Origin of the sequence: Bradyrhizobium zhanjiangense, assembly GCF_004114935.1 — a bacterium.
Lineage (GTDB): Bacteria > Pseudomonadota > Alphaproteobacteria > Rhizobiales > Xanthobacteraceae > Bradyrhizobium > Bradyrhizobium zhanjiangense.
Window position 1 is genome coordinate 4,901,114 of record NZ_CP022221.1, and the last position, 26,658, is coordinate 4,927,771.

Sequence of the window (26,658 nt, forward strand, 5' to 3'; positions counted from 1 at the left end):
AGCACGGCCAGACCATCCCATTAGCTGAACTTTCAGAGGCTAGATTTGAGGTCTTCGAACCGTGACGCTCTCGCCGATCTCGAAGCTCATCAAATCCTCGCCGACCTCCAGCGGCCCTTCATAGATCTCTCGGGTTGCCGCGATCAGCGCTTCGATGGTCGGGGCCATTACGGTCTGACTGGCGAGCATGACGAGGTGAGTGAAGGCGGCGAGCTTCGGCCGTGTCTGCGCAAACACGCGTCCGGCCTCCTGCGGTGAGGTGTGATGATTGATGATGCGCCGAATGTCGGCCTGGCCCAGCAGTTCCGGCGGAGCCATCGCAACCTCGTGCACCAGCAGATCGGCGCCCTGACCGTAGCGGAGCAAGTTCATGTTGTAACGAGTGTCGCCGGAGATCACCGCGACCCGGCCTTGATACTCGATGTGAAAGCCATAGGCCGGCTTGATCGCGTCACCATGATCGACGGTGAAGGCGATGACGCGCAGGTCGCCGGCCTGATAGACGACACCGTCCTCACCAAATTCTTCCACCTTGACTGCGACATGCTCGCGGGCGAGCCTTTCGTCCTCGATGCGAATCTCGATATCGTGCGCATAGGCTGCTTCCAGATGATGCATGAGCCTCGCTGTGCCGACCGGGCCGATCACGTTGAACGGTCGCCGACGGTTGCCGAAATGCGAGCTTAGCCATCCCGTCAGCCAGAGATCTGGAATGCCGACCGTGTGATCGGAGTGAAAATGCGTGAGCAACAGCGCATCTATCCGGCCGATCGGAATGCCGAGCTGAAACAATCGCATGGCGGCGCCTCGGCCGGCATCGATCAGCACAGTGTGACTGCCCGCTTCGATCAGCGTGCTGGGGCCAAAACGATCAGGACGTGGGATTGGTGTCCCCGTCCCGAGGAGCGTCACGCGAAAATCTGATGTCACTGTTACTGGACCTTGATGCCGGCGTCGGCGATGACCTTGTGCCAGTGCGAAACCTGATCGCCGACCAGCCGGCCGAATTGCTCGGGCGTGCCGCCCGCCGGTTCGGCGCCGATCTTTGCAAGCGCCTCGCGCGCTGACGGCTTCTCCAGCGCCTTGTTGATGGCAGCGTTGAGCCGCGCGACCGTTTCCTTCGGCGTGCCATGCTTGACTGCGAAGCCGGTCCAGTCCTCGACCACCAGTGAAGGATAGCCGGCTTCAACGATGGTCGGCACATCAGGAAGAAGCGGCACACGCTTCGGTCCGGTCACCGCAAGCGCCCGCAGCTTACCGGTCTTGATCAGGTCGACGACCGGCAACATGGTGATAAACATGAAGGTGCTTTCACCCTCTGAATCATCCAACTAAGAGGCACTAGCGATGCGCGCAGCATTTTACACACGGCAGGGTCCGGCGCACGAGGTCCTGCAGAAAGCTAATGATCGATGATTGCTGGGCAGCTCTGGTCGAAAACGCTTCTCGCACGTTCGGGGAATTCACGACAGTCGAGCAACGTCCTGTACTACAGTTTTTCCGACGCACTGGCTTCGATGTCAGGGACGCAAATTCAAACATGGCGTTCCCACTCGAATTTGAAGTCGTTGTAACGGTCGAGCAGCTGGAACAGGCCGAAATTGATCGAGCCCATGTTGAGCGAGGCGACTTCCGGCTTGAATCGGACCGCGGGCTGCACCCGCTCCTCGACCTTCATATAGGGGCTGCCGCCGGTGGTGAGATTGATCACCGCGTCGCATCGCTGCTTGAGGCGAGGCAGGAACCTGGCGAAGCCTTCCGGGGTCTGATCGGGCTTGCCGGAGTCGGGATCACGCGCATGCAGATGCAGGATGGCGGCTCCCGCCTCGCTGGCGGCGACCGCCTCGTCGACGATCTGATCCGGCGTGATCGGCAAATGTGGCGACATCGAAGGGGTGTGGATCGCCCCGGTGATGGCGCAGGTGATGATGACTTTCGATGTCATGGCGTGTTGTTCGCTTTGGTTGGCACGATCGGCACGAGCAGGTGTGACGGGCAGGCTGGGCCTCCGTGCAAAGTCACCTTGCCGCCGAAGATGGACACCGGCCGATCGCGGGGATCGTCGTGCAGGAAGGGTCCGCAGCCGCGCATCTCGTTGCGGATATTGCAAAGGCGGGCCGACGGGCCGGAATACTCGTAATCCTTACCGCGCACGGTGAGGGCGAGCCGGTAACCCGCCGGCACGACGATCGAGGTCGGCCAGATCTCGATGTCGAGCTCGTAGATGCGGCCGGGCTGAAGAGGCTCGATCTCGTCATGCGGATGATACGGCCGATATACCGTCGATTGCCGCGGATCGAGCTTGCGATGCGAGGCGCGCAGCCAGCCTTGCGCAATCGGCGTGTGCGGATCGAGCGCGCCCTGGAATACCACCTCTTTCATGTCGGGCGAGAATAGCCGCAGGACCAGGAACAGGTCGGCGTCGCTGGTCTCAGAAGAGACGAACAGCTTTGCCGCAAGCGGTCCGGTGATCTCCAGCTCGCGATCCTGCGCCGAAAGCAGGAATGTGGCGCCGTCGCCCAGTCCGGCGTAGCTGTGGCTTGCCCGCAGCTCGGGTTGATAGGGGAGCAGGACCAAGTTGCTGCAATCGAGGAACAGCTTCCGCCACTCGGCGCGCGCGATCGGCCATTGCTGTTCGCTGCGCGGCTCGAACCGATCGACGTGGCGCACCCAGAGCTTGACGGGCGGCTCCTTGTCCCATCCGTTGGCTTCGCCCTTGAGGAAATGGTCGAAGAAGCGCTTTTGGACGTCCACGCCGTAGTTCGTGTAGAACTCGGTCCAGTGCTCGCGCCCGTGGACTTCCAGCCATTTGTGCTTGGACCCAGCGCGAAGGAATCCCTCGATATTGCCGCGCAGGTGCAACCCATTGCCGCCCCAATTTGCTGCGGACAGTAAGGGCACATCGATCTGGTCCCACTGCGCGGACCGCTCCTGGTAGAACGGACCCCAGAGCGGACGGGAATAGACGTCTTCACCGAGATCGCTACAGCGTGCCGCGAGTTCATCAGCGTCCAGCGTCTCCGGACCGCAGACCAGATCGCCGGTGACGACGCTGCGCGGACCGCGGCGACCGAGGCCATGCTGGACCGACGTGACCTGCTGGCGGTACCAGTTGGCGAGGAACGTGCAATAAATGCCGCCGTGATGGCTGACGTCGCGATAGAAATCGGCCGCGCCTTCCCAGACGCAGATCGCCGAGAGATGAGGCGGGCGCAGCGACGCCACCTGCCATTGGTTCATGCCGTAATAGGAAATGCCGTTGAGGCCGATCTTGCCGCTCGACCAGGGCTGGGCCGCGGCCCACTCGATGCAGGCGTAGAAGTCGCGGCTCTCGCGGCCTGACCAGGGCTCGATGTGACCGGGCGACCGACCCGCCCCGCGTCCGTCGACCCGCACGCAGGCGTAGCCATCCGGCACCCAGCGTTCGGGATCGACGACTTCCCAGTTTTGATAGAGGCCGCTCGATCCATGCGTTACCTCCGGGAATTGCTCGACCATCTGCTGCCACGCCGAGGGATAGCCCTGCTGAAACGACAGGCCCTTGGCGTAAGGGCCGTAGCTCATGATAACAGGGCAGGCGGTGCTGCCCGGCGGGCGAAACACATCTGCCCGCAGCACGACCCCGTCATTCATCGCGATCGGCACGTCCCATTCGAGGATCATACCGTCCCGCCGCTCAACCCGGTGAGGATCGGCTGCATCCGGCTGCTCCATCAGCGACATCTCTTCACTCTCTCGCATTCGATTGTCCTTTTCGGTCTATTGCGGCAGCGCGTCGTCCCTAGTCTCGCGGCCGATGGTGACCGCGAGTAGGCTGAGCAGCGCAAAGCAGGTCATCACGCCGGCCGCCTTGCTGAAATTTCCGCCGAACGGCGCGACCAGCAGGCCCGCGACGAGCGGTCCGAAGCTCGTGATGATGCGTCCGGTCCCGTTGCAGAACGACAGCGCGGTGGCGCGGACGTGCGTCGGGAAGAGCTCCGGTACGTAGATGGCGTGGCCGGAGAACACGCCCCAGACGAAGTAGCCGAACAGCGGCAGCAGGTAGGGATAGAGGGTGGGATGGTCGAGCCCGAAGTAGAGGTAGAGACCGACGACCAGCGTTCCGAGGTTATAGAAGGCGATGGTGGCGCGGCGGCCGATCCGGTCCGCAATGAAGCCGAAAGTCGCGTAACCGAGGATGCCGCCAATGCTCCAGAGCTGCATATTGTGGCTGACGATCACGATCGACTCGGCGCCGCTGATCGCTTCCTTCTCCAGCATCAGCGTCTGGATCGTGGGCAGCCAGATCAGGCTGGTCCAGATCGATAGCAGCGTGCCGAGGCAGAACATCAGCCCGACGATGGTGTTGAAGATCAGCTTGTGGCCAAAGAGCTGCATCGGAACGAACCGAAGAAATTCGCGATCCTGATCCGACACGCCGGCTCCGGCGAGCCTGGCGCGCGAGCGCCGCGCCTGCACCGCGGCAAACGACTCCGGTTCGGCCACGCCCCGGCGGAGCAGGAACAGCAGCAGTGCCGGCGCGATGCCTGCCGCGAACACGTAGCGCCAGCCGAGAGGCGCGAGCAGGCCGTACACGGATGCCCCGAGCAGGCTGCCGAACGCGCCGCCGGTCATCATGATCCCGGTAACCTTGGCGCGGTGCGGCCCGCTGAGCGCCTCCGCGAGCAGCGGGATTCCAACGATGATCTCAGCGCCTGCGCCGACGCCGGCAAGAAAGCGGAAGACGCCGAGCTGCAGCGGCGTCTGTGCGATGCCCTGCAGCCCAGTGAACAGGCTGAAGATCAGGATGCTGATAGCCAATGTCCTGAGACGGCCGACATAATCAGCCACGACCCCGAACACGAAGCCGCCAATGGCCCAGCCCAACAGGCCGACCATGCTGAGCAGACCGCCGATCCGGCCAAGCTCGGCAAGACCAGCCTGGCTGCCGAGCAGTTCCGATAGCGCCGGACGCAGCACGAATGAGAACAGCCCGAAATCGGTGGAATCGAGAATCCAGCCAAGCCACACCACTGCAAAGATGCGCCATTGATACGGGGTGATCTCGCGGACCCAGTCCAGCGGGCGCGCATCTACCGTGGTGGTCTCAGCTGCCGAAGGCTGCTTCATTGCCGGTCTCCCCTGTCGGACGAATTTCTTGACGTCGTCTCGAGCGAGGGGATAGCGGTCCGCGCTTTGCCGCAGGAAATACTATCTCGGCATGACGGTCATAACGCGATGCTGCTCATGGCCAGTCAGGGCAGGAGCTTCGCCAGCGCCCAGTCGCCGGAAGCGATCTGGGAGGCGATGGTCTCGCGCAGGGTCGCCTTGAGCTGCTTTCCGGCCGTCGACAGAGGCTGTTCGCGCGACTGGACAAACGCCCATGAGACGTCGAGGTGACGGATCGGCGCGAGGCTGACGCGGCCGTCGCGGAGAAAGCGGTAGGCCGAGCAGAACGGCAGGGTGGCGAAGCCAAGCCCAGCTTCGACCGCGAGCATGATCAGGGTTGGCGAGTTTCCCTCGAACGCAATATCGAGCGGGAATTTCCGCTCGGCCATTGCAGTTTCAAGGATCAGCCGAAGGCTATTCGGTCGTCCCGGGACGATCAGCAACTTCGTCGCAACGTCGTCGAGTGCAACCGGTGCAGCCGGATCCAGGCGTGCGGATCTGGGGCCGATCAGGCACAGTGGCTCTTGCAGGAAGACGGTGCTCTCGAGCGTTGCCAGCGGCTCGACATTGGTCACGACCGCGAGGTCGGCCTTCCCGAGTTGAACCATCGACCACGCATTCAAGACGCCACTGATACCCTCGATGACGCGCAGCAGCACGCCGGGGTGGCGCTCCCGATACCGGGCGATCGACGGCATCGTCACGAGTTCAAGCATCGACGGCGGCATCGCCACTGTCACCTCGCCGCTCGGCTCGTTGAAGTCGTCGCGCACCTCCTGCCGCACCCGATCAACGTGTTGCAGAAGGCCAACGGCGCGATCGCGCAGCAGCATGCCAGCACTGGTCAAGGCAACGCCGCGATCGGAGCGCTGAAACAACGCAACGCCGAGTTCTTCCTCAAGCTGGCGGATATGGCGGGACAGCGCAGGCTGGGCGATGTGCAGCAACGTCGCTGCGCGCGTCACGCTTCCAAGCTCGGCGATCTGGAGAAAAAAGCGAAGCTGCTTTATGTTCATGATCGAGAAGGCGTGTCACTGTCCTATCATCGGCCAATCGCGGACGGAGGCCGGGAGTTGCCGGTACGCCTGTCCTTGGCTCTGCCGTTGGCGCAAGAGACCTCACAGCTTCGGCGTTTCATTCGAGAATGTCTACTTCTTATGACCGGAAACGCGCCAACATTGGCCCTTGGTCTCGCCGTTCAAGAAGCGAAAGGTGTCGGCTTGGGCTCATCGGCGCGCGCCATCCCGCATTGCTCAGGCGTTGGCGCCGCTCGCAATCGGGCTGTTTATCGCCCCCCTTGGAAGGGCGTCGTCATTGTGACGGCGGCCCTCAGTTTGAGCGCGTTGCTCGCGCTGCTGCTCCAGGCGCGCGCCCAGGTGATCGATATTGAGCGCTCTGCCAAATTGAAGCAGCCGGCCTCCCGATCGGAACGGCAGATCATCTACGGGGCAGGCTGCGACTTGGCGGAGAGCCGACCATGCCTGACTAAAGGCATGCGGACGTCGAGAACGAACAGCGGCTCAGTCCATACCGCCCTTGAGCAGGACCTAGAGTGCGCCGGGATGGTCACCCCCGCTAGACCAGATCGCCAGCTGCCATGCGCGGACAGGCTGTGCCATCCTGCTTTGGCGAGCTTCATATACTCAGGCCGCCCCCCGCAAGAGGCGGCTCAATCCAACAGCGCCATTGAACGTGACGCGGTTTCTATTTTGGCGGCGACGGTACATGGGCCAACGACCGGACCAGCGCGCCTCTGAGCTCTGACGGTATTTGAACATACGCTCAACCAGGGCGGTAACGGCGGTCTTGACCACGCAGGCAGCGCTGATCAGTCGATCGACTCCGATCAGTCGCGAAATCGCCGAGAGTGCGAACGGCCCAAATTTTTCTGTGAATTCAAGACCGGAAAATTGCGGCGGGTATACCGTCGGCATTTGTCCGTCAGACTTGAAGATTTGTGCTTGTAGATCAACGACGAAACGTCGTCCTAAATGATAGAGTGGGCGTAGTGCCGTTTAGTAGCTTCGCGCAGTTTAGCGTACTCTGGTCGAGCTGTTCTCGGCTCCTCTGGCTGAGTTTCTGATCGGATCACTGCGCCTAGGTTATCCCGGCAGAAGTTAGTAATCTATCCGTCTTTGCCGAATGGGTACTGCAGCGTACTTTGTCGTACAGAAGGGCGGGGCACCCGGAGCTCAGCTTCGAACCGACAGTCGGGCTAGAGCGAACCGTATCTTCACGAAGGTGCTCGCTTCTCACTCCTCGACCGGATAGGTCCAGATCCTGCGACCCGGGGCGATTTGCTCGAGCCAATTCTCGGCAGTCTGCTCCGAGGTGAACAGTCTGGCCCAGCCGGGATTGCCAATGTCTCTGGACTTCTCATCAGTCAGGTAGATCCAGATTGATGCCAGCCGTTGCCGACCTTCGATCTCGTACTCCCACGCAACTCCCTCAGTATCATGCTGGTCGAACCATTGCCCAGCCACCTCGGCGGACGCGAACACCTTAATCCATTGGGGATCGCCGGGGTGTCGCTGCATTCCCTGGACGTAGTCATTGAGATGAACCCATGACGTTTTCGAGATCCTCCATGTTCATGGAGGGCAGGCCGCTGGCCACGACCGCATTTAGGCAGCCGGCGCATCTGTGTTCCTTTTTCTGCTGGCCCAGTGATGTACATGGACGGCGAGCAGTGCAAGTCCCATTCCGTTCCCGGGCATAGAGGGACGACGATCTCGTTGAACTGGAGCACCAAGGTTTTGCAGACGAGGCCGATCTTGAACCGCGCTACGCTTCCTTTCAGCGCGGAGGCCATCTCCAGCGCATGCTGGCGGCTTTCGGACCGGCGCCGCCCGGCTGTGTGAGATCGGCAGATCATTCCCGAATTTAACCGACCCGACGGTGACGACCGGCGCTGCAGATTGGACTGGTGCTCAAGACGCAAAATCCTGCTTCGGCATGCCCGTAGCGGCCGAATGGGTGGGATCAACCCCATTCGGCGCTGGTCTTCGAATATCAGGGTTGCGTAGCAGCCTCTGTCCGGAAGGGCGGCTATTTGACTGAAGAGAATGCCGTCGGAGCCAGAATTTGGCTCACGATGTTGGCGACGATCTGGCCGTCCGCTTCGGACTTCTCGCGCGCCTCGTGCCAATCTGGGTCGGCCACGAACGCACCCCATTTCTTCTCGCGCTCGGCGAGCGACTCCCATGCCAGGAAGTAAGTCAGCTCCTGGTGGGACTCGCCGATCAGCGTCGTGAAGAATCCGGCTTGGCGGATGCCAAGCTTCTCCCAGATCTTCAGCGTGGCGGTCTCGAACCGCTTGAGCAATGCCGGCAGGCGGCCGGGTACGCAGCGATACTGGCGCATTTCGTAGATCATTCTCGTTTCCTTTTTGAACAGGTCGGGCGGTTATAACGACGGGCCATAACCAGTGAATGGCCGATCATGTTCGGCGACAGGATGGCAATCGCGCTGCTCAGACCCTAACGATTGCGATACATGGGTCCTCAATATCATTCGATCATTCCCTGGACGTTGAGCCGGCAAGCATGGTCTGGCCCTCGTCCGGCGACCAGTCAGGGGCTAGGCGCCCGTTTCGATAAGCCTCGTCACCTGTGTGCTGCGTGAAGAGGACGGTGAACATCGCAGCAGGGACGGCGAGATGGGTTTCGCAGGCCTCGGTCAGTCTGCGAGCGAACCGCGTCCGCTGATCGACGCTGCGTCCTGCCCTGACGTCCACCATCGCGAGCGCCACCGTCTCAATCGGCGCGAAGCCTGTGCGATAAAGATTGTCGCACCCCAGCTCAACAAAGCCGATGTTCACTACGCCAGGCGGCGCCAGTAGTTCCTCGCAGTAGAGTTTGCCGATGACTTCAGCTGCCTTTCGCTTGGCTGCGGCTGGGTAATGTCCCGGAAGGTTCAACTGAACATAAGGCATTGGTCCCCCTCTGCGCGCAGGTCCAGACGAGCATGATATGCAGTCAGCATGGCGCTGTGGCCAGCCTGCAGCTGATGGTACACGAAAGCGCGCTAACAGGAATTGTGCGAAAACACCCAATCTGTGCGCTATGCGCACACTGCAAAAGCCAACGATGATTGTACCGACCATGCCGCCCGCATCATTGCGATCGACTCATCGCGCAGTGCGCTCGTCAATCTTGAACTCACAAGGCGAGAGATCAATGCAGCCCTGAATCCTTGCGCCGTTAGCCAGAGGTTTTGCCGAACTTGTTGGTACTCCTTCGGGGATGGGAGAACGCAGCAGGTGCGGTAGTTACGATGCAAGAGTGTTGGTGCGTCCTTTGTCGACCGTCTCACGAACCGAGCTCAACTGATTGGCGCGATTAACTGGGTCTGCCGTGCAATTACGGAACTCTTGACGGCGACATGATCGATGATTTGAGCTTCGTGCGCACTATGCAGCGTCACGGCGTGTCCGCGGTTGGAAAATCAATTGCCCTTATCGGTGCCGGAGCCGTAGGACAGTCCAGCGCTTCCTACGGTAGCATCCCCGAAAGCTCGCCGGCCATCTTCTTCAGTTTGTTGACAAATTCTCCAGCCAATTTCTCCCTATTAGCGCGTGCGGAGCTGGTGCTTGCATTGAGCGTCGCGACGACAAAACCGGCCCGGTTTAACACCGGCACCGAGACGCTGACCAGGTCATCCTCCAACTCTTGGTAATTGATGCAATAGCCCTTCACCTTGCTATCGGCGATGAGTGAAAGGATCTCGCGCTTCAGCATGATCGTGTGTCGCGTGTGTCGGATGATCCTGGTGCGGGATAACAGACGCTCCACTTCCGCGCGCGGCTTGTAGGCGAGCAGCATTCGCCCGGACGCAGAGGAGAATGCCGGCAGCCGCATGCCCGTGGTGACCACATAAGAGAGGCGTCGGCCGGGAATGTCGGACCGCGCAACGAATACCACATCGGCCTCATCCAGGACGGCGAGCGAGACCGTCTCGCCGATCGAACGAGCGAACTCATCCAGAAATGGCTGCAGGGAGGCGCCAAGACCGGCGGAGGACAGAAACGAGTAGGCGAGCCGGAGAACGCGTGTTGTCAGCTCGAAGCGACGCTCATGCAGGCGAGCGAAGCCAAGCTCCACCAGTGTAAGGAGGAGGCGACGTGCCACAGCCCGGTCCATCCCGGTACGTTCGGCGACCTGCGCCAGCGTCATGGCCCTGTTCTCGGCGCCGAACGACTGGATAACCGTAAGTCCGCGCGCAAAAGCCGTTACGAAATTCCGGTTCAGTTTCTCCTCCGCAATCGGCCGATGATACCTCTGTTTCGACGATGCCAACGATCAGATCTCCACCTGTGTGCGCATAGCGCACCGTTTAGCACAAAAACGCACAGTTTGTCCTAGCGTCCAGTCTCGGCCTGCGCGCATAGTCCCGGTCAGAATACGGGGGCTGAATGCGCAAGCGAAGGGAAGGGACGCCATGACGATCGGTAGCAGCGAGGTATTGCAAAGAGCCGGCCGGCTTTCCCCGGTCCGATCGGGCGATCATTTTGATATCGTGGTAGCCGGCGGGGGAGCTTCCGGTCTAATGGCGACGGTGTCTGCCGCCAGGCAGGGTGCACGCGTCTTGGTCGTGGAAACATCCGGCTGCTTCGGTGGCGCGGGCACAACATCGATGGTGGCGCAGTGGCTCGGCTTCTACAATGGCGAGACATGCGCCGTCGGCGGCCTGCCCATGGAATTCGCCGAGCGGGTGATCGCCCGGGGCGGATCTAACGGCTTTGAAAATTACGTGCTGGCGGAAGCCACCGTGCGTCCCCTTCACCTGAAGCGCCTTCCGTTCAATCCCGAAATCGCGAAGCTCGTAGCCGATGAGCTCGTCCTGGAGAGCGGAGCGTCTGCGTTGGTTCACGCCCGTATTTGCGGCGCCTCCCTAGGCGATGACCGCGTGACAGGGGTGCAGATCGAAACGTCGGGTGGACGGCTCGATGTGGGTGCGAGTTGCTTTGTCGACGCAACCGGGGATGCGGTCGTTGCGCGCCACGCAGGAGCGCCCTTGACGGATGTGGAGACGGGCCGGCATCGCATGGGAATGAGCCTCGTCTTTCGATTGTCGCATGTCGATGTCGCTGGCTTTCGCGCTCTCTCAAGGCAGGAAAAGCGCGCGATCGCTCTTGAGGGCATGGCCGCAGGTGAGCTGTTCTGGGACGTCCTGTCGGTCTCGCCGGTAGGTACGTCTGACGCCATCTGCCTGATGAGCCATCTGGATGGGCTCGATAATCTCGATCCCAACGATCTGACCAAGGCGGAGTTCATCGGACGCTATCAGGTCGGTCGCATCGCCGGCTTCCTCAAGCGGAGAATGCCGGGATTTGCAGCTTGCGAGCTGGCTGGAATTGCAAGCCATATCGGTGTGCGAGAAAGTGTTCGGCTCGTCGGCGACCATCTGCTTACGGAGCAGGATGTGGTCGATGCCACCCCATTTGAAGATGCGATAGCGCTGGGGTGCGGGCCTTTGGATATACATGAGGAGGACGGCAAGCTCCGGCTGTTCATGCCTGCGCAGCCATTCGAGATTCCCGCGCGCAGCATGACCTGCATTTCGGTCAAGAATCTCGTCGTCACTGGTCGCGCCATCTCGGCGACCCGGGAGGCGAATGGGGCGATCCGGCACCAAGCCACGGCCATGGCGCTGGGCCAGGCCGCCGGCCACCTGGCGGCTCATGCCGGGGCGTACGACTGGGACGTGCGGGCGGTGCCGCACGGGAGTGTTCAGAAAAGTCTGACTGCAACAGGGGCCTTGCCGTCGCGTGGCCATCTGCCGGCGGCAACTGCAGTTAGCTGAGCGGATGATCGAGACCAGTACCATGCGCGCCCCTTTGCAATACAATCGTCGGACATGCCTCCCCGTGCTTGCCGCGACGGTCGCCGGCGCTCTCTCAGGCAAGGCTGTTGCCGCACCGGCATCCCGGAACACTTTCGCTCTCGTTCATGGCGCCTGGTTCGGTGGGTGGTGCTGGACCGGCGTTGCCGACTATCTCCGCTGCAGAGGTCATCGCGTGTTCACCCCAAGTCTCACCGGCCTTGGAGATCGCGCGCACCTGGCTGGCCACAGCGTCACGCTTTCGACCCACGTCGACGATGTTATCGATGTCATTGACGCCGAGGAACTGAAGGACGTCATCCTAGTCGCGCACAGCTATGCGGGCGTACCCTGCGCCATGGTGGCCGAGCGGATCAGCGACAGGATCCGGCAGCTTGTGTTCCTTGATTCGGTCCTGCCGGAGGATGGAAAGCCGCTGTCGACCCTGTCGTCGTCAAAAGTCTGGGAAGCGCGCATAGCGGCGGCTCGGGCCACCCCGGCGAACGCATTCCCACCACCGCCGATCGTCGCATTCGGTGTGACCGACGCACTTCAGGTTGGTTGGCTTGAGAGGCAGTTGCGGCCACAGCCGATCGGCACGTACCTCGAAGCGTCCCACTTGACCAAGCCGGTCGGGGCAGGCCTCGGCACGATTTATTTGAGTTGCGAAGCGCCGGCGATGGCGGCGATCGACCCGTTCCGGGCGCGTGCACGACAACAACAGGGCTGGTGTTTCCAGGCCATCCCGTCGTCGCACGCCTGCATGGTGACCGCGCCGGAGCTGACCGGCGAGACGCTGGAGAGGCTCGCCCCATGAATGTCGCTGCGAACACGAGGCCGCGCCTTGCTCGAGACGAGGCGATGAGCGCATCTACGGGGCTCACGGATGCAGAAGCTGGCGCGTCAGCAACTGCCTCCGCCGAGCCGAAATCCTCCTACAGATGGGTAGTCCTTTCGGTCGTTTTTGCCGCTTTCCTGGTGACCTTCCTCGACCGGCTGGCATGGGCGAATGCCAATCTCATGGCCAGCACATCACTGGACATTCCGATCGCAACACTTGGGCTATATGTGACGGCCTTCTACACCGGCTACGTGATCGCGAGCGGCCTTGCAGGCTTCGTAACCGACCGTATCGGGTCGCGACTGATGCTGTTTTTCGCGCTCGCGCCGCTTGCCGCGTGCACGTTTCTGTTCGGTTTGACCAGTTCATTTGCGATGGGGCTCGTGTTGCAGGCCCTGATGGGCCTGTTCGCCGGCGCCGATTACGCGGCTTGCGTCAAGGTCGTGGCCGATTGGTTCGGCCGGACCGAGCGCGGCCGGGCGCTTGGTCTGTTTTCGACGGCGCCTTCGATCGGCGTCGCTGCCGCAAACGCGATCTTTCCGATGCTGCTGGGCGTCATTGGTTGGCGTGCGCTCTATTGGGGCCTCGGTGGCGTCACTGTGCTCGTTGCCGTGATCTGCCTGTTCCTGTTGACTGACTTGGCGCCAGCGGGGGCCGGCGAGCGCAAGTTGCAGACGCCGGATCAGGTGACCTGGCGCCGCGGATTTTTGGCACTGTGGACCGACAGGAACCTCGTCCTGATTGCATTTGCCGGCTTTGGCGCCAATTGGGGCACATGGGGATTTGCGTTCTGGGCGACGGCGCTGATGATCCGCGGCTATCAGCTCAGTCCGGTGGACGCGGGCGTGATCGCCCTGATCTTTGGCATCGCGGCTGCAGTCTCAAAGCCCCTCTATGGACTCCTCTCGGACGTGCTGGGCGGCAAGCGCCGCAATCTCGTCATCTGCGACCTTCTAGCATTCGCCGCGATGCTGATGGTGTTCGGTATGATGCACACGAAAAGCGGATTCCTGCTCGCTGCGCCGCTCCTTGGGTTGACTGCCGTGGTCTACAGCCCGCTGCTTGCCGCCATGATCACCGAGAGGGTGGACATGCGGTTAACGGCGACCGCAACTGGCATGATCAATGCTCTCTGGCAGCTCGGAAGCGTGATCGTTCCAGGCGTTGTCGGCGTGGTGTTCGCCGCAACCGGCTCGTTTTTGGCGGCCTTTGCCATCCTTGCGGCTGGACCGCTCATCGGGACCTTGTGCATGTTTGCGGTCGACGAACGATGATCGGTACATTGTATTGACTGCAAAGGATAAGGCCGGGATCAGACGGGCAGGGCGCCTCTGCGGCGCAATCGACGTTCGACGGATCCGTATCAAACGGTCCTCTTCCTGGACGACTCAATACGTTGCGCGCCCCCCGGAAAGATCGAAGACGGCGCCAGTCGAGAACGAGCACTCATCGGAGGCCAGCCACGCGACCAGCGCGGCAACCTCCTCGGGCCGACCGGCCCGTCCGAGCGGGATCTTGGCCAGCACGCCGCGATAGGCGTCTTCCGACATCTGCTTGACCAGATCGGTCGCGATCACCGCGGGCGCAACCGCGTTGACCCGAATCTCGGTCTGCGCCAATTCCTTGCCGAGGGACTTCGTCAACGCGATCACGCCCGCTTTGGCCGCGGAATATCCGGTCATTCCGGCGTTGCCTTCCTTTCCGGCGATCGACGCCAGATTGACGATACGTCCGGCGTTCTGGCGCCGCATCGAGGCCACGGCGGCCTTGCAGCAGAGGAAGGTGCTGGTGAGGTTCACATCGAGCACGCGGCGCCATTCGGCGAGGCCATAATGTTCGATGTTGACCGTGGGACCGGTGATGCCGGCGGCATTGACGAGGATGTCGATGCGGCCGAACCTTGCGATCAAGCGCGCCATCGCGTCGTTGACAGCGGCTTCGTCGGTGAGATCGATCCGCTCATCGGCACCATCGACGACGTCCCAGACCATCACGGTCGCGCCGCCGGCGGAGAGGCGAGCGCGCACAGCTTGGCCGATGCCGCCCCACCCGCCGGGAATGACGGCGATGCGCCCCGCGAAATCGACACCGCTCATGCGCTTGCCTTCCTGTCTGTCGCGTTGGCGACAATTCTGCGGGCGGCGGCCAGTGCGCGCCGGCCCCATTCCTCGGCTCCGAGCTTGGGGAGCCACTCGTCGTTGGGAATTTCCAGGCTGAGCGGCAGATCGTCCGGCAACACCCGGACGATCCCGTCGAGATCGATGCCACCGTCGCCGGGGAGCAGCCGGGCGCAGCGGGCGGTGTGGATCAGCTCGGCGTCGGTGGCAGGAATGCCCGCGGGGGCATCGCAGAGCTGGGCGTAGCTCTGCAGATGGCGCGGCAGGCTTGCGATGTCGTCGAGCGTGGTGGCCGAGCGCGCGGCATGCAGCGCATCCACCAGCACGCGGCCATTCGGCTCACCTGCATTGGTCACGATCCGCAGCGCGGCCTTTGCGTTCTTCACGGCCGTCCACGGCATGAATTCGAGATCGGCGGTGAGGCCGTAAGGCGCCGCTACCCGACAGAATTTCGCGAACGATTCCGTCAGGCGCGTCTCGTTCGGATCGTCGCCGGCGACGAGGATCGCGCGCGCCTTCAATCTGCCCGCAGTTTCCAGGAACGGCGCGAAGTGATCGGGCGCGAAATCCGCGCCCAGCCGCGCGATCTCGACGTCGAACACCGGCACGCCGGTGTCGTCAATGCGACGGATGGTCTCGCGCAGAATGGCGGGATCCGTCGCCAGCGGCGAGAAGTCGCCGTCGGGGGCGGCGGGCGCGATGCGGATTCCGATCGCCTGGTAGCCGAGCTTTTGGGCGAGCACCAGCGCGTCGGGTGGCGCCATCGGTGCCGAGGTCAGATAGGCGAGCGAATAAATGTGTGGCATGCCCGTCGCCTCAAGCCAGCGGAGAGATCGCGGTCGGCAGCGCAATGATCGAGCGCATGTCGCCGGTCAGCCAATCGGGTCCGCCCTTCGGGGGCCACACGCCCTTGGCGACGGACTCGGCGCGCACCGCGGCGCGCGCATCCAGGCTCGCGAACGGCCAGATATGGGTGAAGCGCGGCGCCCCGTCGAGCGCATACATGGCGATCGACAGCGGCGACAGCTTGATGCGCTCGGGTATTGCGGCTTCCCACGCCGCGATCGTCGGAGCGACACCGCCGTGCTTGAGGCGATATGTGCGGATCTCGTAGACGCTGCCATACTTGCCCGGCGCGAGCGGCGGCAGGAACGGAAACGGCGCATAGGTATCGAAGCTCATCCCGGTGATGGCCTCGCCGGCTCCGAAGGGATTTGTCGTACGCAATGCACGCTCGCGCTCGGCGCGCCACGCCTCGTGATCGCTGAACGAGCGCAGCACCAGGAACTGGTTGAGATCGCCGATCTCGCTGACCCAGCAGCCGAGCAGCGTGCCATTAGCGCCCGGTGCGCTGACGTAGTCGCCGATGCCGGCCGCGGCCTTGGTCGCGGTGCCGAGTTTCACCGTCAGCGTTGCGATCTCGTAGAGCATGTTCTTCTCCTTGCGGTCAGGCCGCGGCCGACCGGTTGTTCGCGAGTGGAATTCCGCCGGCATGGTGCGCGGCGATGTAGCCGAAGGTCATGGCTGGACCGAGCGTAATGCCGCCCGACGGATACCGCCCGGCCATGATGCTCGCCATGTCGTTGCCGACGGCATAGAGACCGTGGATCGGCGTGGCCTGCCCATCGAGCACGCGGCCATATTCGTCGGTGGCGAGGCCTGCGAAGGTCCCGAGGCTGCCGGCCACGATCTTCACCGCATAGAACGGACCGGATGTGATCGGAGCCACGCACGGGTTCGGCTGATGCGCTGCGTCGCCCTGCACGCAATTGTAGGGCGTGTCGCCGCGCCCGAAGGCGGGGTCTTCGCCGCGCGCTGCGAAGTGATTGTAGCGCTCGATCGTCGCTGTGAGCCCGTCGACGGAAATCCCGCAGGCCTGCGCAAGCGCCGCAATGTTCGCGCCGCGCTTGAGATAGCCGTTGCGAAGCCAGGGCGCGACCGGGAAGGGTGGGGGACGTACGCGGCCGAGACCGTAGCGCTTGAGGAATTTTGCATCGCAGATCGCCCAGGCCTCCGCGGGCATGCCCTTCGGCGTGGCGGCAAACAGCGCCTTCATCATGTCGTGATAGGAGTCCGCCTCGTTGGCAAAGCGATTCCCGTCGCTGCGGACCATGATCAGCCCGGGTTTGGCGCGCTCGATCAGATGCGGAAAGTGACCGCGCGAGCCGTCGCGATGCGGCACCAGCGATACCGGCGCCCAGGCTCCGGCATCGGAGAGATCGGTTCGGACCCGCCCGCCGACGGCTTCGCCGAGGCGGATGCCTTCGCCTGTGTTGCTCGCCGGCGCCGCCGACCAATGCTCGTTGCCGGTCGGCGCATGCGCAAATAGCGCAGCCTTCCGTTGCGTGTCGTGCGGAAAGCCGCCGCAGGCGAGTACCACGCCGCGGCGGGCGCGAATCTCGAGCGCTGCGCCGTCACGCTCGGCGCGGGCGCCCACAACGCGAGCCCCCTCCCGTAACAGCGATTGCGCGGGCGTCGCCGGCATGATGCGGACGCCGAGGCTATCGGCGGATTTCAGCAGCCGTGCCACCAGGGCATTGCCGTTGACGAGATGCATGCCGCGACCGAAGCGCAGCATGTCGAGCATGTGCCGCGCCAGCCGGCGGGCGACGTGGAAGAACGATGTCGGCGACGAGCGGGCGTTGAGGAAGTGCCTGAGATCGGCACCTGAGGCGATGCCCATTCCGAATGGGGCCACTTCATCCAGAGGCGGCTTGAGATCGCGGATACGCGGGCCGAGCTCGCGACCGTCGATCGGCGCGGCGCAGACCGAGCGGCCGCCGGTCACCGCACCCGGGCTCTTGCCGTGAAAATCCGGAATCTGATTGCCGTCAATGAAGGCGAGATGGGTCTCGCGCTGGAAGAACTCGACCATGCGCGGGCCCTGCTCGAGGAACATCTCGACCCGGCTCGTGTCATAGCCGTCGGCGAGTTCGTGCCGCAGATAGAGTTTCGGCTGCTCGGGGGGCTCGACGATCCCGGCGGCCTTCGCCAGCGGATTGCGCGGAATCCACATCCAGCCGCCCGACCAGGCCGTAGTGCCGCCAAGCTGCGCTTCCTTCTCGATCAGGATCACGTCGAGACCGAGCGAGGCGCCGGTGACCGCCGACGCCAGGCCGCCCGCGCCCGAGCCGATGACGAGCAGATCGCAGTCGAGATTATGGTCGCCGGTCAAATCAGCCTCCGGATCACGCAGCACGCCGCGCCTGGGCCGCGCCGACGGCGTGTCGCACCGCGCGGTAGGCAAACGTGATGGCCGGACCAATGGTGATGCCGGGCCCGGGATAGGTGCCGCCCATGATCGAATTGGCCTCGTTGCCGCAGGCATAGAGGCCCGCGATCGCACTGCCGTCTGCGCGCGTGACCTGCGCCCATTCGTTGATGACGAGACCGGCGGCCGCGCCGATGTCGCCGGGATAGAGTCGCACCGCATAATAGGGCGCAGTCGAGATCGGACCGAGCGTCGGATTTGGACCGACGGAGGCATCGCCGTTGACGCGGTGATAGGGCGTGGTGCCGCGGCCGAAATCGGGATCGACCCCGCTTGCGGCATAGCGGTTCATCGCCGCGATGGTCGTTTCGAGATTGGCCGCCGGCACGCCAATCTTGGCGGCGAGGTCGGCGACTGTCGCGCCTTCCGTCAGGTAGCCGTCGGCCAGATAAGGCGCGAGCTTGCGGGTGCCCATCCGCACCATGCCGAGACCGTATTTCGAGAGCCCGACGGCGTCGGTGATGATGAAGCAGGGAATGCAGGGTGCCTGCTTGTTATGCTCGAACATCGCGCGTCCGAACAGGTGATAGGAGACGGATTCGTTGACGAAGCGTCGTCCTGTCTGATCGACGCAGACCGTTCCGGGCTTGCTGCGATCCATGACGAAATGCGGGAAGCTCGCCGTGCTGCCGTCGGCACGCTTGCGGATCGAGACCGGCGCCCAGAAGGCGCTGTCGAGATTGCCTTCGCCGAAGCGGGCGCCGAGCCGCAAGGCGATGTCCTGCATGGCGCCGGTATGTCCCGGCGCCGAAGGGCTGTACGTCGCGGCCTGGGGCAATAGCTCGGCGCGGCGTTGCGGATGCCGGTTGAAGCCGCCGGCCGCGAGCACGATCCCGTTCGTGGCCGCGACGCCGCGGGTCGTGGCGCCCGATTTGAGGATCGCGCCGGTGACGGCGCCGTTCTCGGTGACGAGATCCTGCACCTCGGTCCGGATCAGGATCTCGACGCCGCGCGCCTTCAGCGACGCCAGGAAACGCCCGATCAGCGCGTTGCCCATGACCAGGCGCGAGCCGCGCCGGCCCTTGAGCCGATCGCCGGCATAATGTGCGAGGATCTTGAAAGCATGCACAGCTGATCGCGCCGATGTCTTGATCGCGAGCAGGTGGCCGATGTCGGTGCGGTCGACCATCATGCCGCCGAAGATCGTGAACTCCGGGATCGGCGGTCGGATCTTGTCGAGATCGACTCCCAGGCTGCGGCCGTCGAACGGCACCGGTTCGAGCGCCCGCCCGCGCATGGTCGCGCCCTCGAACTGCTGCTCGTAGTCGGGATGGGTCGCATAGGGGCGGAACTTGACCATGCTGTTGGCTTCGAGCGCCGCAATTGCGTCCGGCGCGCTGTCGAGAAAGGCCTCGCGCATCGACGGCGCCGAATGATTGCCGACGACGCCATCGAGGAACTTGCGGACCTTTTCCTTGCTGTCGTCGGGATTGACGCTCCTGGAATGGTGCGAGTTCGGGACCCAGGTGGTTGCCGCGGAGAGGGCGCTGGTGCCGCCGACATACTCCGTGCGTTCGACCAGCAGGACCTTTCGGCCCTCGATCGCGGCGAACAGGGCCGCGGCCATTCCGGCCGCCCCGGACCCGATCACGAGCAGATCGTAGCGCGCGCCGTCGGAAATCTCGTCGATGGTCCTGAACATGGCGGTCACCTCGATCCGTCGCGGGCGAGCAGGAAGTCCACCATCGAGCTCTGCAGCGCGTTGTACATCTCGCTGCCCGTCGAGGTCTTGCAGCCGAGAAAGCGCGCCGCCTCGACGAGGGGCGAGATCACGGGGCTCGTGATGACGCAGCCGACGAACATTTCGGGCTCGAGCTTGGAGACGTCGAGCGGCAGCGGATCACCGGCCTTCATGCCGAGCGGCGTGGCGTTGGCGATCAGATCGAAGCCGGACGGATCGGCGGAGCCTGGGACGATCTCCGCCCTGCCGAGGGTCTTCAGCTTGCCGATCAGCTGATCGCGCCGGGCCACGTCATTGTCGTGGATGGCGAGGGTGCGGACGCCGGCTTCGACCAGCGCCATGGCGATCGCCGATCCGGCGCCGCCGGCGCCGACCAGCAGGGCGCGCTTGCCGGCCGGATCGTAGCCGTCCGCGCGCACCGCGCCGACGAAGCCGAGGCCGTCGACGTGATCGCCATGCCAGCCGCCTTCGCGGCGCCGGCGCATGATGTTGACCGAGCCGAGCAGGCGGGCGCGGTCGGTCGCGCTCGAACAGAACTCGTAGCAGGCGAATTTATGCGGGACCGTGACGATGATGCCGTCGAGATTGCGGATCTCCGTCGCAGTCGTCAGCAGGGCCTTGAGATGGCCGCCGTCGATCTGTACCGGCACCAGGATGCCGTCATAGCCGCGCTCGACGAAGGCCTGCGTCACCCCGGCAGGCGATTTCACCTGGGCGATGGGATCGCCAACGATGATGTTGAGGCGCGTCGCGCCGGTCAGGTTGAGGCTGATCATTGTTGTTCTCTTCTCGGTTAGGCTGCTCCGCGGGCCTGCGCCGTCTCGGCCTGGACCACGCCGAGCAGGCGCGCCTGCAACTCATGATCCCGTTCCAGGATCTCCGCGTCGCCGGCAAAGGCGATCTGGCCGTTCACCAGCACGTAGGCACGGTCGACGATCGGCAGCACGGTCTCGGCGTGGTGCTCGACGATGACCATGGCGACCTCGCCGCGCAGCTTGACGAGCGCGTCCATCACTTCCTTGACCACGGCCGGCGCAAGGCCCTCGAAGGGCTCGTCGAGCAGGATCAGCTTGCTCGGCACCACGAGGGCGCGCGCGATCGCGACCATCTGCCGCTCGCCGCCCGACAGCATTTCGGCCTTTGCGGACCGGCGCTCGCGCAGGCGCGGGAACAGCTCGAACACCTCCGCAAGCCCGATGCCGCCGGGCCGCGCGGCAAGCTGCAGATTTTCCGTGACGGTGAGGTTGGGAAACAGCCGTCTGCCCTCGGGGACCAGCGAGATGCCGAGGCGATTGATCTCGTAAGGCTTGAGGCGCGCGAGCGGCCTGCCTTCGAGCGCGATGTTGCCGGAGGAGATGGCGAGCGTACCGCTCAGGCTCCGCAGCAGCGTGGTCTTGCCGACGCCGTTGCGGCCGAGCAGGGCGACCGCCTCGCCGGCATGCACGGCGAGATCAACCGCATCGAGAACCGTGCTGCCGCTGTAGCCGGCCGACACCGCATTCGCGGCGAGCAGCAGCGGGGCCGTGGCGTGGGCCATCCGCTCGATCGCGGGCGGCGGCGACTGGCTGCCATCCTTGGCGGCGCCGAGATAGGCTGCGACCACATCGGGGTTGGCTGCGACCTCGGCCGGCCGGCCGTCGGCGATCATCCGCCCCTGGTGCAGAACCGAGATGCGGTCGGAAATCGCGAGAACGCGGTCGATGTCGTGCTCGATCAGGAGCACGCCATGCGTTTGCGCGAGCTTCCGGATCAGATCGGCGACGACGACACGATCGGCCTCGGCGAGGCCGGCGAGCGGCTCGTCGAGCAGCAGGAGCTTGGACTCGATTGCGAGCGTAATGCCGATCTCCAGCAGCCGTTTCGCCCCGTGCGGAAGGTTGATGCAAGGTTCGGCCGCGACATCCGCGAGGCCGACGGCATCGAGGATCGACCAGGTCCTGGCGTTGGTCTCCGCGAGGGCATAGGCATCTGCGAGCAGCCGGCCCGATCCCTTGCGCTGGGCCTGTACGGCAATGCGGACGTTCTCGAACACGGTCAGGTTCTGGAAGATCGACAGGATCTGGAACGAGCGCCCGATCCCGAGTCTCGCGCGAACATGCATCGGCAGCTGGGTGATGTCGCGGCCGTCGAACACGATCCGTCCGCCGCTCGGCTTCAGTGCGCCGGAGAGCATGTTGAACAACGTGGTCTTGCCGGCGCCGTTCGGCCCGATGATGCTGTGCAGCACACCACCATGGATCTCGAGATCGATGCTTTTCGCCGTCACCAGGCTGCCGAAGTTCTTGCTCAACCCGATGGTCTGCAGCAGCGGCTTGCCACGGTCGAGCCCGCTGGCGCTGCTCGCGAACGGCGCAATGATGTCGGGGCGAGGCGGAATATCGGGACGCACCAGCGTCCAGCGCTGGCGGCCGAATAGCCGCTGCCACAGGCCCTGGATTCCCTCCGGCGAGGTCAGCGCGAACAACATCAGGATCGGCGCGAAGATCAGCCACCAGTTTTCTGTGATCGCCGACAGGCGGTCCTCGAGTAGGATGAAGGCGATCGCGCCCCACAAGGGCCCGAGCACGTGATGCACGCCGCCGAGCACCGTCATCAGCAGGGAATCGCCGGCGTGCTGCCAGCTCAGATTGTTGGCGTAGACGCCTTCGAGCATCAGGGTGAGCAGGCCGCCGCCGAAGCCGACGAAGGTGCCGGTGAGAATCAGGGCGCCATGGCGGAACCGGTGCACGTCGTACCCGAGGCTGCTCGCCCGCTGCTCATTGTCGCGCAGTGCCTGCAGCACGCGGCCGAACGGCGAATGCGCGATCCGCCACATCAGCCAGATGCAGAGCACGGTGACGACGACCACGAAGACGTGAAACGACCATGGCCCGGCAAAGCTCGTGCGATAGACGCCCTGCAGGCCGTTCTCGCCGCCGGTCACCGCGGTCCATTTGAAGGCGATCTCGAAGGCGATCTGGGAGAACGCCAGGGTCAGGAGCGAGAAGTACAATCCCTTGCGGCGCAGGATGATGGCGCCGATCACGAGGGCGAGCAGGGCGGAGAACCCGGTCGCAAGCAGCAGCGAGACGAGATCGTTGCCGTAGTGGCCCAGCATGAAGAACGCGGCGGCATAGCTCGCGCAGCCGAAGAACACCGACGCGCCGAACGGGACGAGCCCGGTATAGCCGACCAGAAGATTTACGCCGGCGCCGTAGAGCGTGTAGATCGCAATCTCCGTGATCAGCGAGATCGGCGCGCCGAGCAGCGACCACACGGCGGTCAGTGCAGCGAGAACGAATGCGGTGACGAGCGCCGGGTGGCGCAACATGGCGAGCTGTCTCACTCGAACCTCTCCCAGCGTTCGCCGAACAGCCCGCGCGGGCGGATGAGGAGAATGGCGGCCATCAGGATGTACATCGCCGCGCCGGACCACTCCGGCTGGAACTGGATGGTCATCGCGGTGGTGATGCCGACCAGGAGGCCGGCGACGACGGCGCCGAGAAACGAGCCGAGCCCGCCGATGGTGACGATCACGAAGGCTGGCATGATGGCGCCTGCGGCCATCGAAGGCGTGATGGTCCACAGCGGTGCTGCGAGCAATCCGCCGAGGCCGGCGAGCAGGCAGCCCATGCCGAAGACACCGCTGAAGACGATCGGCAGATTGATGCCGAGCAGGCCCACCATCTCCGGGTCGCGCGATCCCGCGCGAATGATCCGGCCGTAGGGCGTGTAGGCGAGGAAGGCCCAGAATGCGACCAGCACCAGAGCGGTCGTGACCAGCACGAACATCCGGTATTTTGTGATCAGGACTGGCCCGTATTCGACGAAGCCGGCCAGGAATTTCGGCGCGGCGAAGGGCACGGGCGCACCGCCGAAGACCAGCCGCAGCACGGCCTCGGCGAGCAGCGCGAGCGCGAAGGTCAGGATCAGCCCGAGCAGCGGCTCCTTGCCGTAGAGATGGCGGATCAGGGTCATCTCCACGATCACGCCGATGATCCCGGTCAACAGCGGCGCCGCGAGCGCGGCCCACCAGCCGAACTCCCGGCTCAAGGCGTAAGCGAGATAGGCGCCGACGGCGAAGAAGGCGCCATGCGCGAAGTTGACGATGCCGAGCATCCCGAAAATGATCGAGAGCCCGATGGCGATCAGAACGTAGAGAAAGCCGAGCACCAGACCATTGACGGCCTGCGACAGGATCATGTCGAGCATGGCGACATCCGTTTCGGATCGGGCGGCACTATGGCGCAGGCTCGAGGCTTGCGTCTCACGTCGTCCCAGTGAAAGCTCAGAGCGTGTCCATCTTGCAGGCGCTGTCGCCGGCAGAGCCGAACGCTTTGGCGAGATCCTCCGGCGTCTTCGGCAATTCGGCCTTGACGTCGAAATAATCCCATTTGTCCGTGATCTTGGGATGGATGCCGGCCACCAGCAGGCGGCTCGTCATCTGATGATCGAAATCGCGGTAGCCGATATCGAGGTCGCCGCGGCGATACTTCCAGCCCTCGAGCGCCTGCACGATGGCGCCGGGCTCGGTCGATTTCGCCATCTCGATGGAATCGAGCAGGCTCTTCATGCCGAGCCAACCCATCCAGGCCTTGTCGGCCGCCGGCCTGTTGTATTTCTTCTCGTAGGCGGCGGCCATCGCCTGCTCCTCGGGCGAGTTGTTCGGATTCTTGTACCACCAGGTGATGGTGTAGAGCCCGTCCGCGGCTTCGGGGCCGACGCCCCAGAGGTCGGTATTGCCGACTGAGATCTCGGCAAAGGGAATCTTGCCCTTCATGCCGAGCTCGTTCCACTGCTTGAGGAAGGTGGTGAGATCGCTCGCGGCGATGCCGCCGATCACAACGTCAGGCTTGGCGGCGCGGATCTTCAGAATGAACGAGGAATAGTCCGGCGTTCCGACCGGGACCTCGTCGGCGCCGACCACGGTGCCGCCATTGGCGGTGATGTAGTCGGTGAAGGCGCGCTTGATGTCCTGGCCGAAGGCGTAGGAGGCCGTAAGCAGGTACCATTTCTTGCCGATCGAGGCACAGTAGGGTGCGAGGATGCGGGCGTGCACGTCGACGGGTGGCTGCAGACGGAACGTGTACTTGTTGCAGGACTTGCCGGTGAGGTCGCCGGTGGCGGCATTGGCCGCGACGTAGGGAATCTTGGCCTTCTTGGCCACCGAGGAGATCGCGAGCGCGAAGGAGGACAGCGCGCCGCCGACCATGCCGACGACCTTCTGTTCGCCGACGAGACGCTCCGCGCTCTGCTGCGCGCCCTGCGGATTGGGCTCGTCCAGCCAGACGATCTCCGCGGGCCGTCCCAACAGCGTGTTGTTGCGCTGCTCCAGCGCGAGCATGCCGCCTTGGGCGAGGTATTCGGCCTGGTCGACGATCGAGCCGGTCTTCGCCCAGATCATCCCGATCTTGATCGGCTCCGCGGCGGCCGCATTGCCGATATAGGGCATGCCGAGGCGTGAGGCCGCGAGTGAGGTTGCGCCGAGGAGCAGGCCGCGACGGCCGATGCGCAAGCCCGTCATGGCCGATGTCGTCTTCCGATCCGTCATTTGTTTCCTCCCGTTGTGACATGCGCCGGTCGCTGCCGGCGGGCCGTGCAAGCGGCTCTTGGGCCTGCCCGTATCACGACTGGAATCGAATTCCAATATCAAAAATCGAAAATTGGAATCCAATTCCAATCCTCGGCATGGCGTGCTAAGAGCGCCGCCTCGGAAGCAACGGCAATTTGCGAGGGACGCAGATGACAGAGGTCGCGGTGGCGGTGATCGGAGCCGGCGCAATCGGGCGGGCCCATTGCGAAACGATCCGCCGTTCGACGAGCTGCCGGCTCGTCGCAATCGCCGAACCCGCTGCCGCGGGAAGGGCTTATGCCGAAAGCCTTGGCGTGCCCTGCTACAGCGATGCGCGCGATCTGTTGGAGGCGGTGAAGCCGGAGGCGGCGATCATCGCCACGCCGAACGCGACCCACCGTGCGTTTGCCATCGCCTGCATCGAGCGCGGCATCGTGGCCCTGGTCGAGAAGCCGATCGCCAGTACGCTTGCCGACGCGGCGGCGATTGCGGCGGCTTCGGAACGGGCGGGCATGCCCGTCCTGGTCGGGCACCACCGGCGCCATAATCCGATCACGCGCCGGGCGCGTGCGATGATCGCCGAAGGCGCGCTCGGTCGCCTGACCAATGCGAACGTGCTTGCAACCTTCTACAAGCCGCCGGATTATTTCGACGTAGCGTGGCGCCGCGAACCGGGGGGCGGTCCGGTGTTGATCAACCTCATTCACGAGATCGACCTGATTCGGCATCTCTGCGGCGAGATCGCCTCCGTGCAAGCGGTCACCTCCAACGCCGTGCGCGGCTTCGCGGTCGAGGACTCCGCGGCGATCCTGCTCTGCCTCGCCGGCGGTGCGCTGGTGACGTTGAGCCTCAGCGATACCGCGGCGAGCCCGTGGAGCTGGGATCTTGCGAGCGGCGAAAGCCCGAACTATCCGCCGCAGCCGGCCGCGGTGCAGACGCATTTCCTTTGCGGTACCGACGGCGCGCTGGCGCTGCCCACGTTGGATCATTGGCACTACGCCTCGGCAAAGAGCTGGTTTGCTCCGATCTCGCGCGATCAGATTGGCCTCACGCGCGGCGATCCCTATCTTGCGCAGATCGACCATCTGGCACGGGTGGTCCGCGCGGACGAAGCGCCGTTGATCACGGCGCGCGACGGCATGCTGACTTTGCAGGCCACGATGGCGGTTCACAAAGCCGCCGAAACCGGTCAGATAGTGCGACCTGATCAGGAGATTGAATTGTGAA

Annotated in this window: 23 protein-coding genes and 2 pseudogenes; 4 read left to right on the forward strand and 21 right to left on the reverse strand. The window is 63.9% G+C overall.

Features of this window, described 5'->3' with window-relative positions; all coding sequences use genetic code 11:
* Window positions 1-39 precede the first annotated feature (39 nt).
* The 12 genes and pseudogenes from XH85_RS23480 to XH85_RS23535 form a co-directional block, all read right to left on the reverse strand.
* Window positions 40-930, reverse strand: coding sequence for an MBL fold metallo-hydrolase (locus tag XH85_RS23480; protein WP_338025545.1), 891 nt, complete (start codon window positions 928-930; stop codon window positions 40-42).
* A gap of 2 nt (window positions 931-932) precedes the next feature.
* Complete coding sequence (locus tag XH85_RS23485) at window positions 933-1,301, reverse strand: Bug family tripartite tricarboxylate transporter substrate binding protein (RefSeq protein ID WP_128933677.1); 369 nt, start codon at window positions 1,299-1,301, stop codon at window positions 933-935.
* Between the two features lie 242 nt (window positions 1,302-1,543).
* A pseudogene (locus tag XH85_RS23490) lies at window positions 1,544-1,945 on the reverse strand (beta-keto acid cleavage family enzyme); the annotation flags it as partial.
* On the reverse strand, window positions 1,942-3,741 hold the full coding sequence (locus XH85_RS23495) for a CocE/NonD family hydrolase (protein ID WP_245473370.1): 1,800 nt from the start codon (window positions 3,739-3,741) through the stop codon (window positions 1,942-1,944). The gene XH85_RS23495 and the pseudogene XH85_RS23490, both read right to left, overlap by 4 nt.
* 18 nt (window positions 3,742-3,759) lie before the next feature.
* The gene (locus tag XH85_RS23500) at window positions 3,760-5,109 is read right to left on the reverse strand and encodes an MFS transporter (protein ID WP_128933679.1); all 1,350 of its coding nucleotides are present in this window, start codon (window positions 5,107-5,109) and stop codon (window positions 3,760-3,762) included.
* 125 nt (window positions 5,110-5,234) lie between these two features.
* Window positions 5,235-5,981, reverse strand: coding sequence for a LysR substrate-binding domain-containing protein (locus tag XH85_RS23505; protein ID WP_245473371.1), 747 nt, complete (start codon window positions 5,979-5,981; stop codon window positions 5,235-5,237).
* Between the two features lie 60 nt (window positions 5,982-6,041).
* A pseudogene (locus XH85_RS48095) lies at window positions 6,042-6,164 on the reverse strand (LysR family transcriptional regulator); the annotation flags it as partial.
* Window positions 6,165-6,791: 627 nt separating this feature from the next.
* The gene (locus tag XH85_RS48100; protein WP_128933681.1) at window positions 6,792-7,082 is read right to left on the reverse strand and encodes a hypothetical protein; all 291 of its coding nucleotides are present in this window, start codon (window positions 7,080-7,082) and stop codon (window positions 6,792-6,794) included.
* Between the two features lie 318 nt (window positions 7,083-7,400).
* Window positions 7,401-7,685 (reverse strand): hypothetical protein, encoded by a 285-nt coding sequence (locus tag XH85_RS23515; RefSeq protein WP_128933682.1) that lies wholly within the window; start codon window positions 7,683-7,685, stop codon window positions 7,401-7,403.
* 511 nt (window positions 7,686-8,196) lie between these two features.
* Window positions 8,197-8,523, reverse strand: coding sequence for an NIPSNAP family protein (locus XH85_RS23525; RefSeq protein ID WP_128933683.1), 327 nt, complete (start codon window positions 8,521-8,523; stop codon window positions 8,197-8,199).
* Window positions 8,524-8,665: 142 nt separating this feature from the next.
* Window positions 8,666-9,082, reverse strand: coding sequence for a tautomerase family protein (locus XH85_RS23530; RefSeq protein WP_128933684.1), 417 nt, complete (start codon window positions 9,080-9,082; stop codon window positions 8,666-8,668).
* 559 nt (window positions 9,083-9,641) lie between these two features.
* Window positions 9,642-10,445 carry an IclR family transcriptional regulator domain-containing protein gene (locus tag XH85_RS23535; RefSeq protein ID WP_128933685.1) on the reverse strand — a complete coding sequence of 268 codons (804 nt, stop codon included), beginning with the start codon at window positions 10,443-10,445 and terminating at the stop codon, window positions 9,642-9,644.
* Window positions 10,446-10,587: 142 nt separating this feature from the next.
* On the opposite strand from XH85_RS23535, the gene XH85_RS23540 reads away from it, so the two are divergent.
* From XH85_RS23540 to XH85_RS23550, 3 genes are read left to right on the forward strand one after another with little or no spacing between them, the layout of a single operon-like run.
* Window positions 10,588-11,952 carry an FAD-dependent oxidoreductase gene (locus XH85_RS23540; RefSeq protein WP_128933686.1) on the forward strand — a complete coding sequence of 455 codons (1,365 nt, stop codon included), beginning with the start codon at window positions 10,588-10,590 and terminating at the stop codon, window positions 11,950-11,952.
* 22 nt (window positions 11,953-11,974) lie between these two features.
* Window positions 11,975-12,787, forward strand: coding sequence for an alpha/beta hydrolase (locus XH85_RS23545; protein ID WP_245473385.1), 813 nt, complete (start codon window positions 11,975-11,977; stop codon window positions 12,785-12,787).
* Window positions 12,788-12,831: 44 nt separating this feature from the next.
* A complete protein-coding gene (locus XH85_RS23550; protein ID WP_164940063.1) occupies window positions 12,832-14,085 on the forward strand; it encodes an MFS transporter in 1,254 nt (417 codons plus the stop codon).
* A 114-nt stretch (window positions 14,086-14,199) separates the two neighbouring features.
* Here XH85_RS23550 and XH85_RS23555 read toward each other — a convergent pair whose 3' ends face one another.
* The 9 genes from XH85_RS23555 to XH85_RS23595 form a co-directional block, all read right to left on the reverse strand.
* Complete coding sequence (locus XH85_RS23555; RefSeq protein ID WP_128933689.1) at window positions 14,200-14,907, reverse strand: SDR family oxidoreductase; 708 nt, start codon at window positions 14,905-14,907, stop codon at window positions 14,200-14,202.
* Window positions 14,904-15,734, reverse strand: coding sequence for a sugar phosphate isomerase/epimerase family protein (locus tag XH85_RS23560; RefSeq protein ID WP_128933690.1), 831 nt, complete (start codon window positions 15,732-15,734; stop codon window positions 14,904-14,906). The genes XH85_RS23555 and XH85_RS23560 overlap by 4 nt, the downstream gene beginning before the upstream one ends.
* Before the next feature lie 10 nt (window positions 15,735-15,744).
* Window positions 15,745-16,359: an NIPSNAP family protein gene (locus XH85_RS23565; protein WP_128933691.1), complete on the reverse strand. Its 615-nt coding sequence runs from the start codon at window positions 16,357-16,359 to the stop codon at window positions 15,745-15,747.
* 16 nt (window positions 16,360-16,375) lie between these two features.
* Window positions 16,376-18,103 (reverse strand): FAD-dependent oxidoreductase, encoded by a 1,728-nt coding sequence (locus XH85_RS23570; RefSeq protein WP_128933692.1) that lies wholly within the window; start codon window positions 18,101-18,103, stop codon window positions 16,376-16,378.
* Window positions 18,104-18,116: 13 nt separating this feature from the next.
* Complete coding sequence (locus XH85_RS23575; protein WP_164940064.1) at window positions 18,117-19,841, reverse strand: FAD-dependent oxidoreductase; 1,725 nt, start codon at window positions 19,839-19,841, stop codon at window positions 18,117-18,119.
* Between the two features lie 5 nt (window positions 19,842-19,846).
* Complete coding sequence (locus XH85_RS23580) at window positions 19,847-20,656, reverse strand: shikimate dehydrogenase family protein (RefSeq protein ID WP_128933694.1); 810 nt, start codon at window positions 20,654-20,656, stop codon at window positions 19,847-19,849.
* Between the two features lie 17 nt (window positions 20,657-20,673).
* Entirely contained in the window at window positions 20,674-23,205 is a 2,532-nt protein-coding gene (locus tag XH85_RS23585; protein ID WP_245473373.1) for a branched-chain amino acid ABC transporter ATP-binding protein/permease, read from the reverse strand.
* Window positions 23,202-24,071: a branched-chain amino acid ABC transporter permease gene (locus XH85_RS23590; RefSeq protein WP_128933696.1), complete on the reverse strand. Its 870-nt coding sequence runs from the start codon at window positions 24,069-24,071 to the stop codon at window positions 23,202-23,204. The genes XH85_RS23585 and XH85_RS23590 overlap by 4 nt, the downstream gene beginning before the upstream one ends.
* Window positions 24,072-24,147: 76 nt before the next feature.
* Window positions 24,148-25,410, reverse strand: a complete 1,263-nt coding sequence (locus XH85_RS23595) for an ABC transporter substrate-binding protein (RefSeq protein WP_128933697.1) — start codon at window positions 25,408-25,410, stop codon at window positions 24,148-24,150.
* Between the two features lie 191 nt (window positions 25,411-25,601).
* Between XH85_RS23595 and XH85_RS23600 the strand changes: the two genes are divergently transcribed.
* The gene (locus tag XH85_RS23600; protein WP_164940065.1) at window positions 25,602-26,657 is read left to right on the forward strand and encodes a Gfo/Idh/MocA family protein; all 1,056 of its coding nucleotides are present in this window, start codon (window positions 25,602-25,604) and stop codon (window positions 26,655-26,657) included.
* Window position 26,658 lies beyond the last annotated feature (1 nt).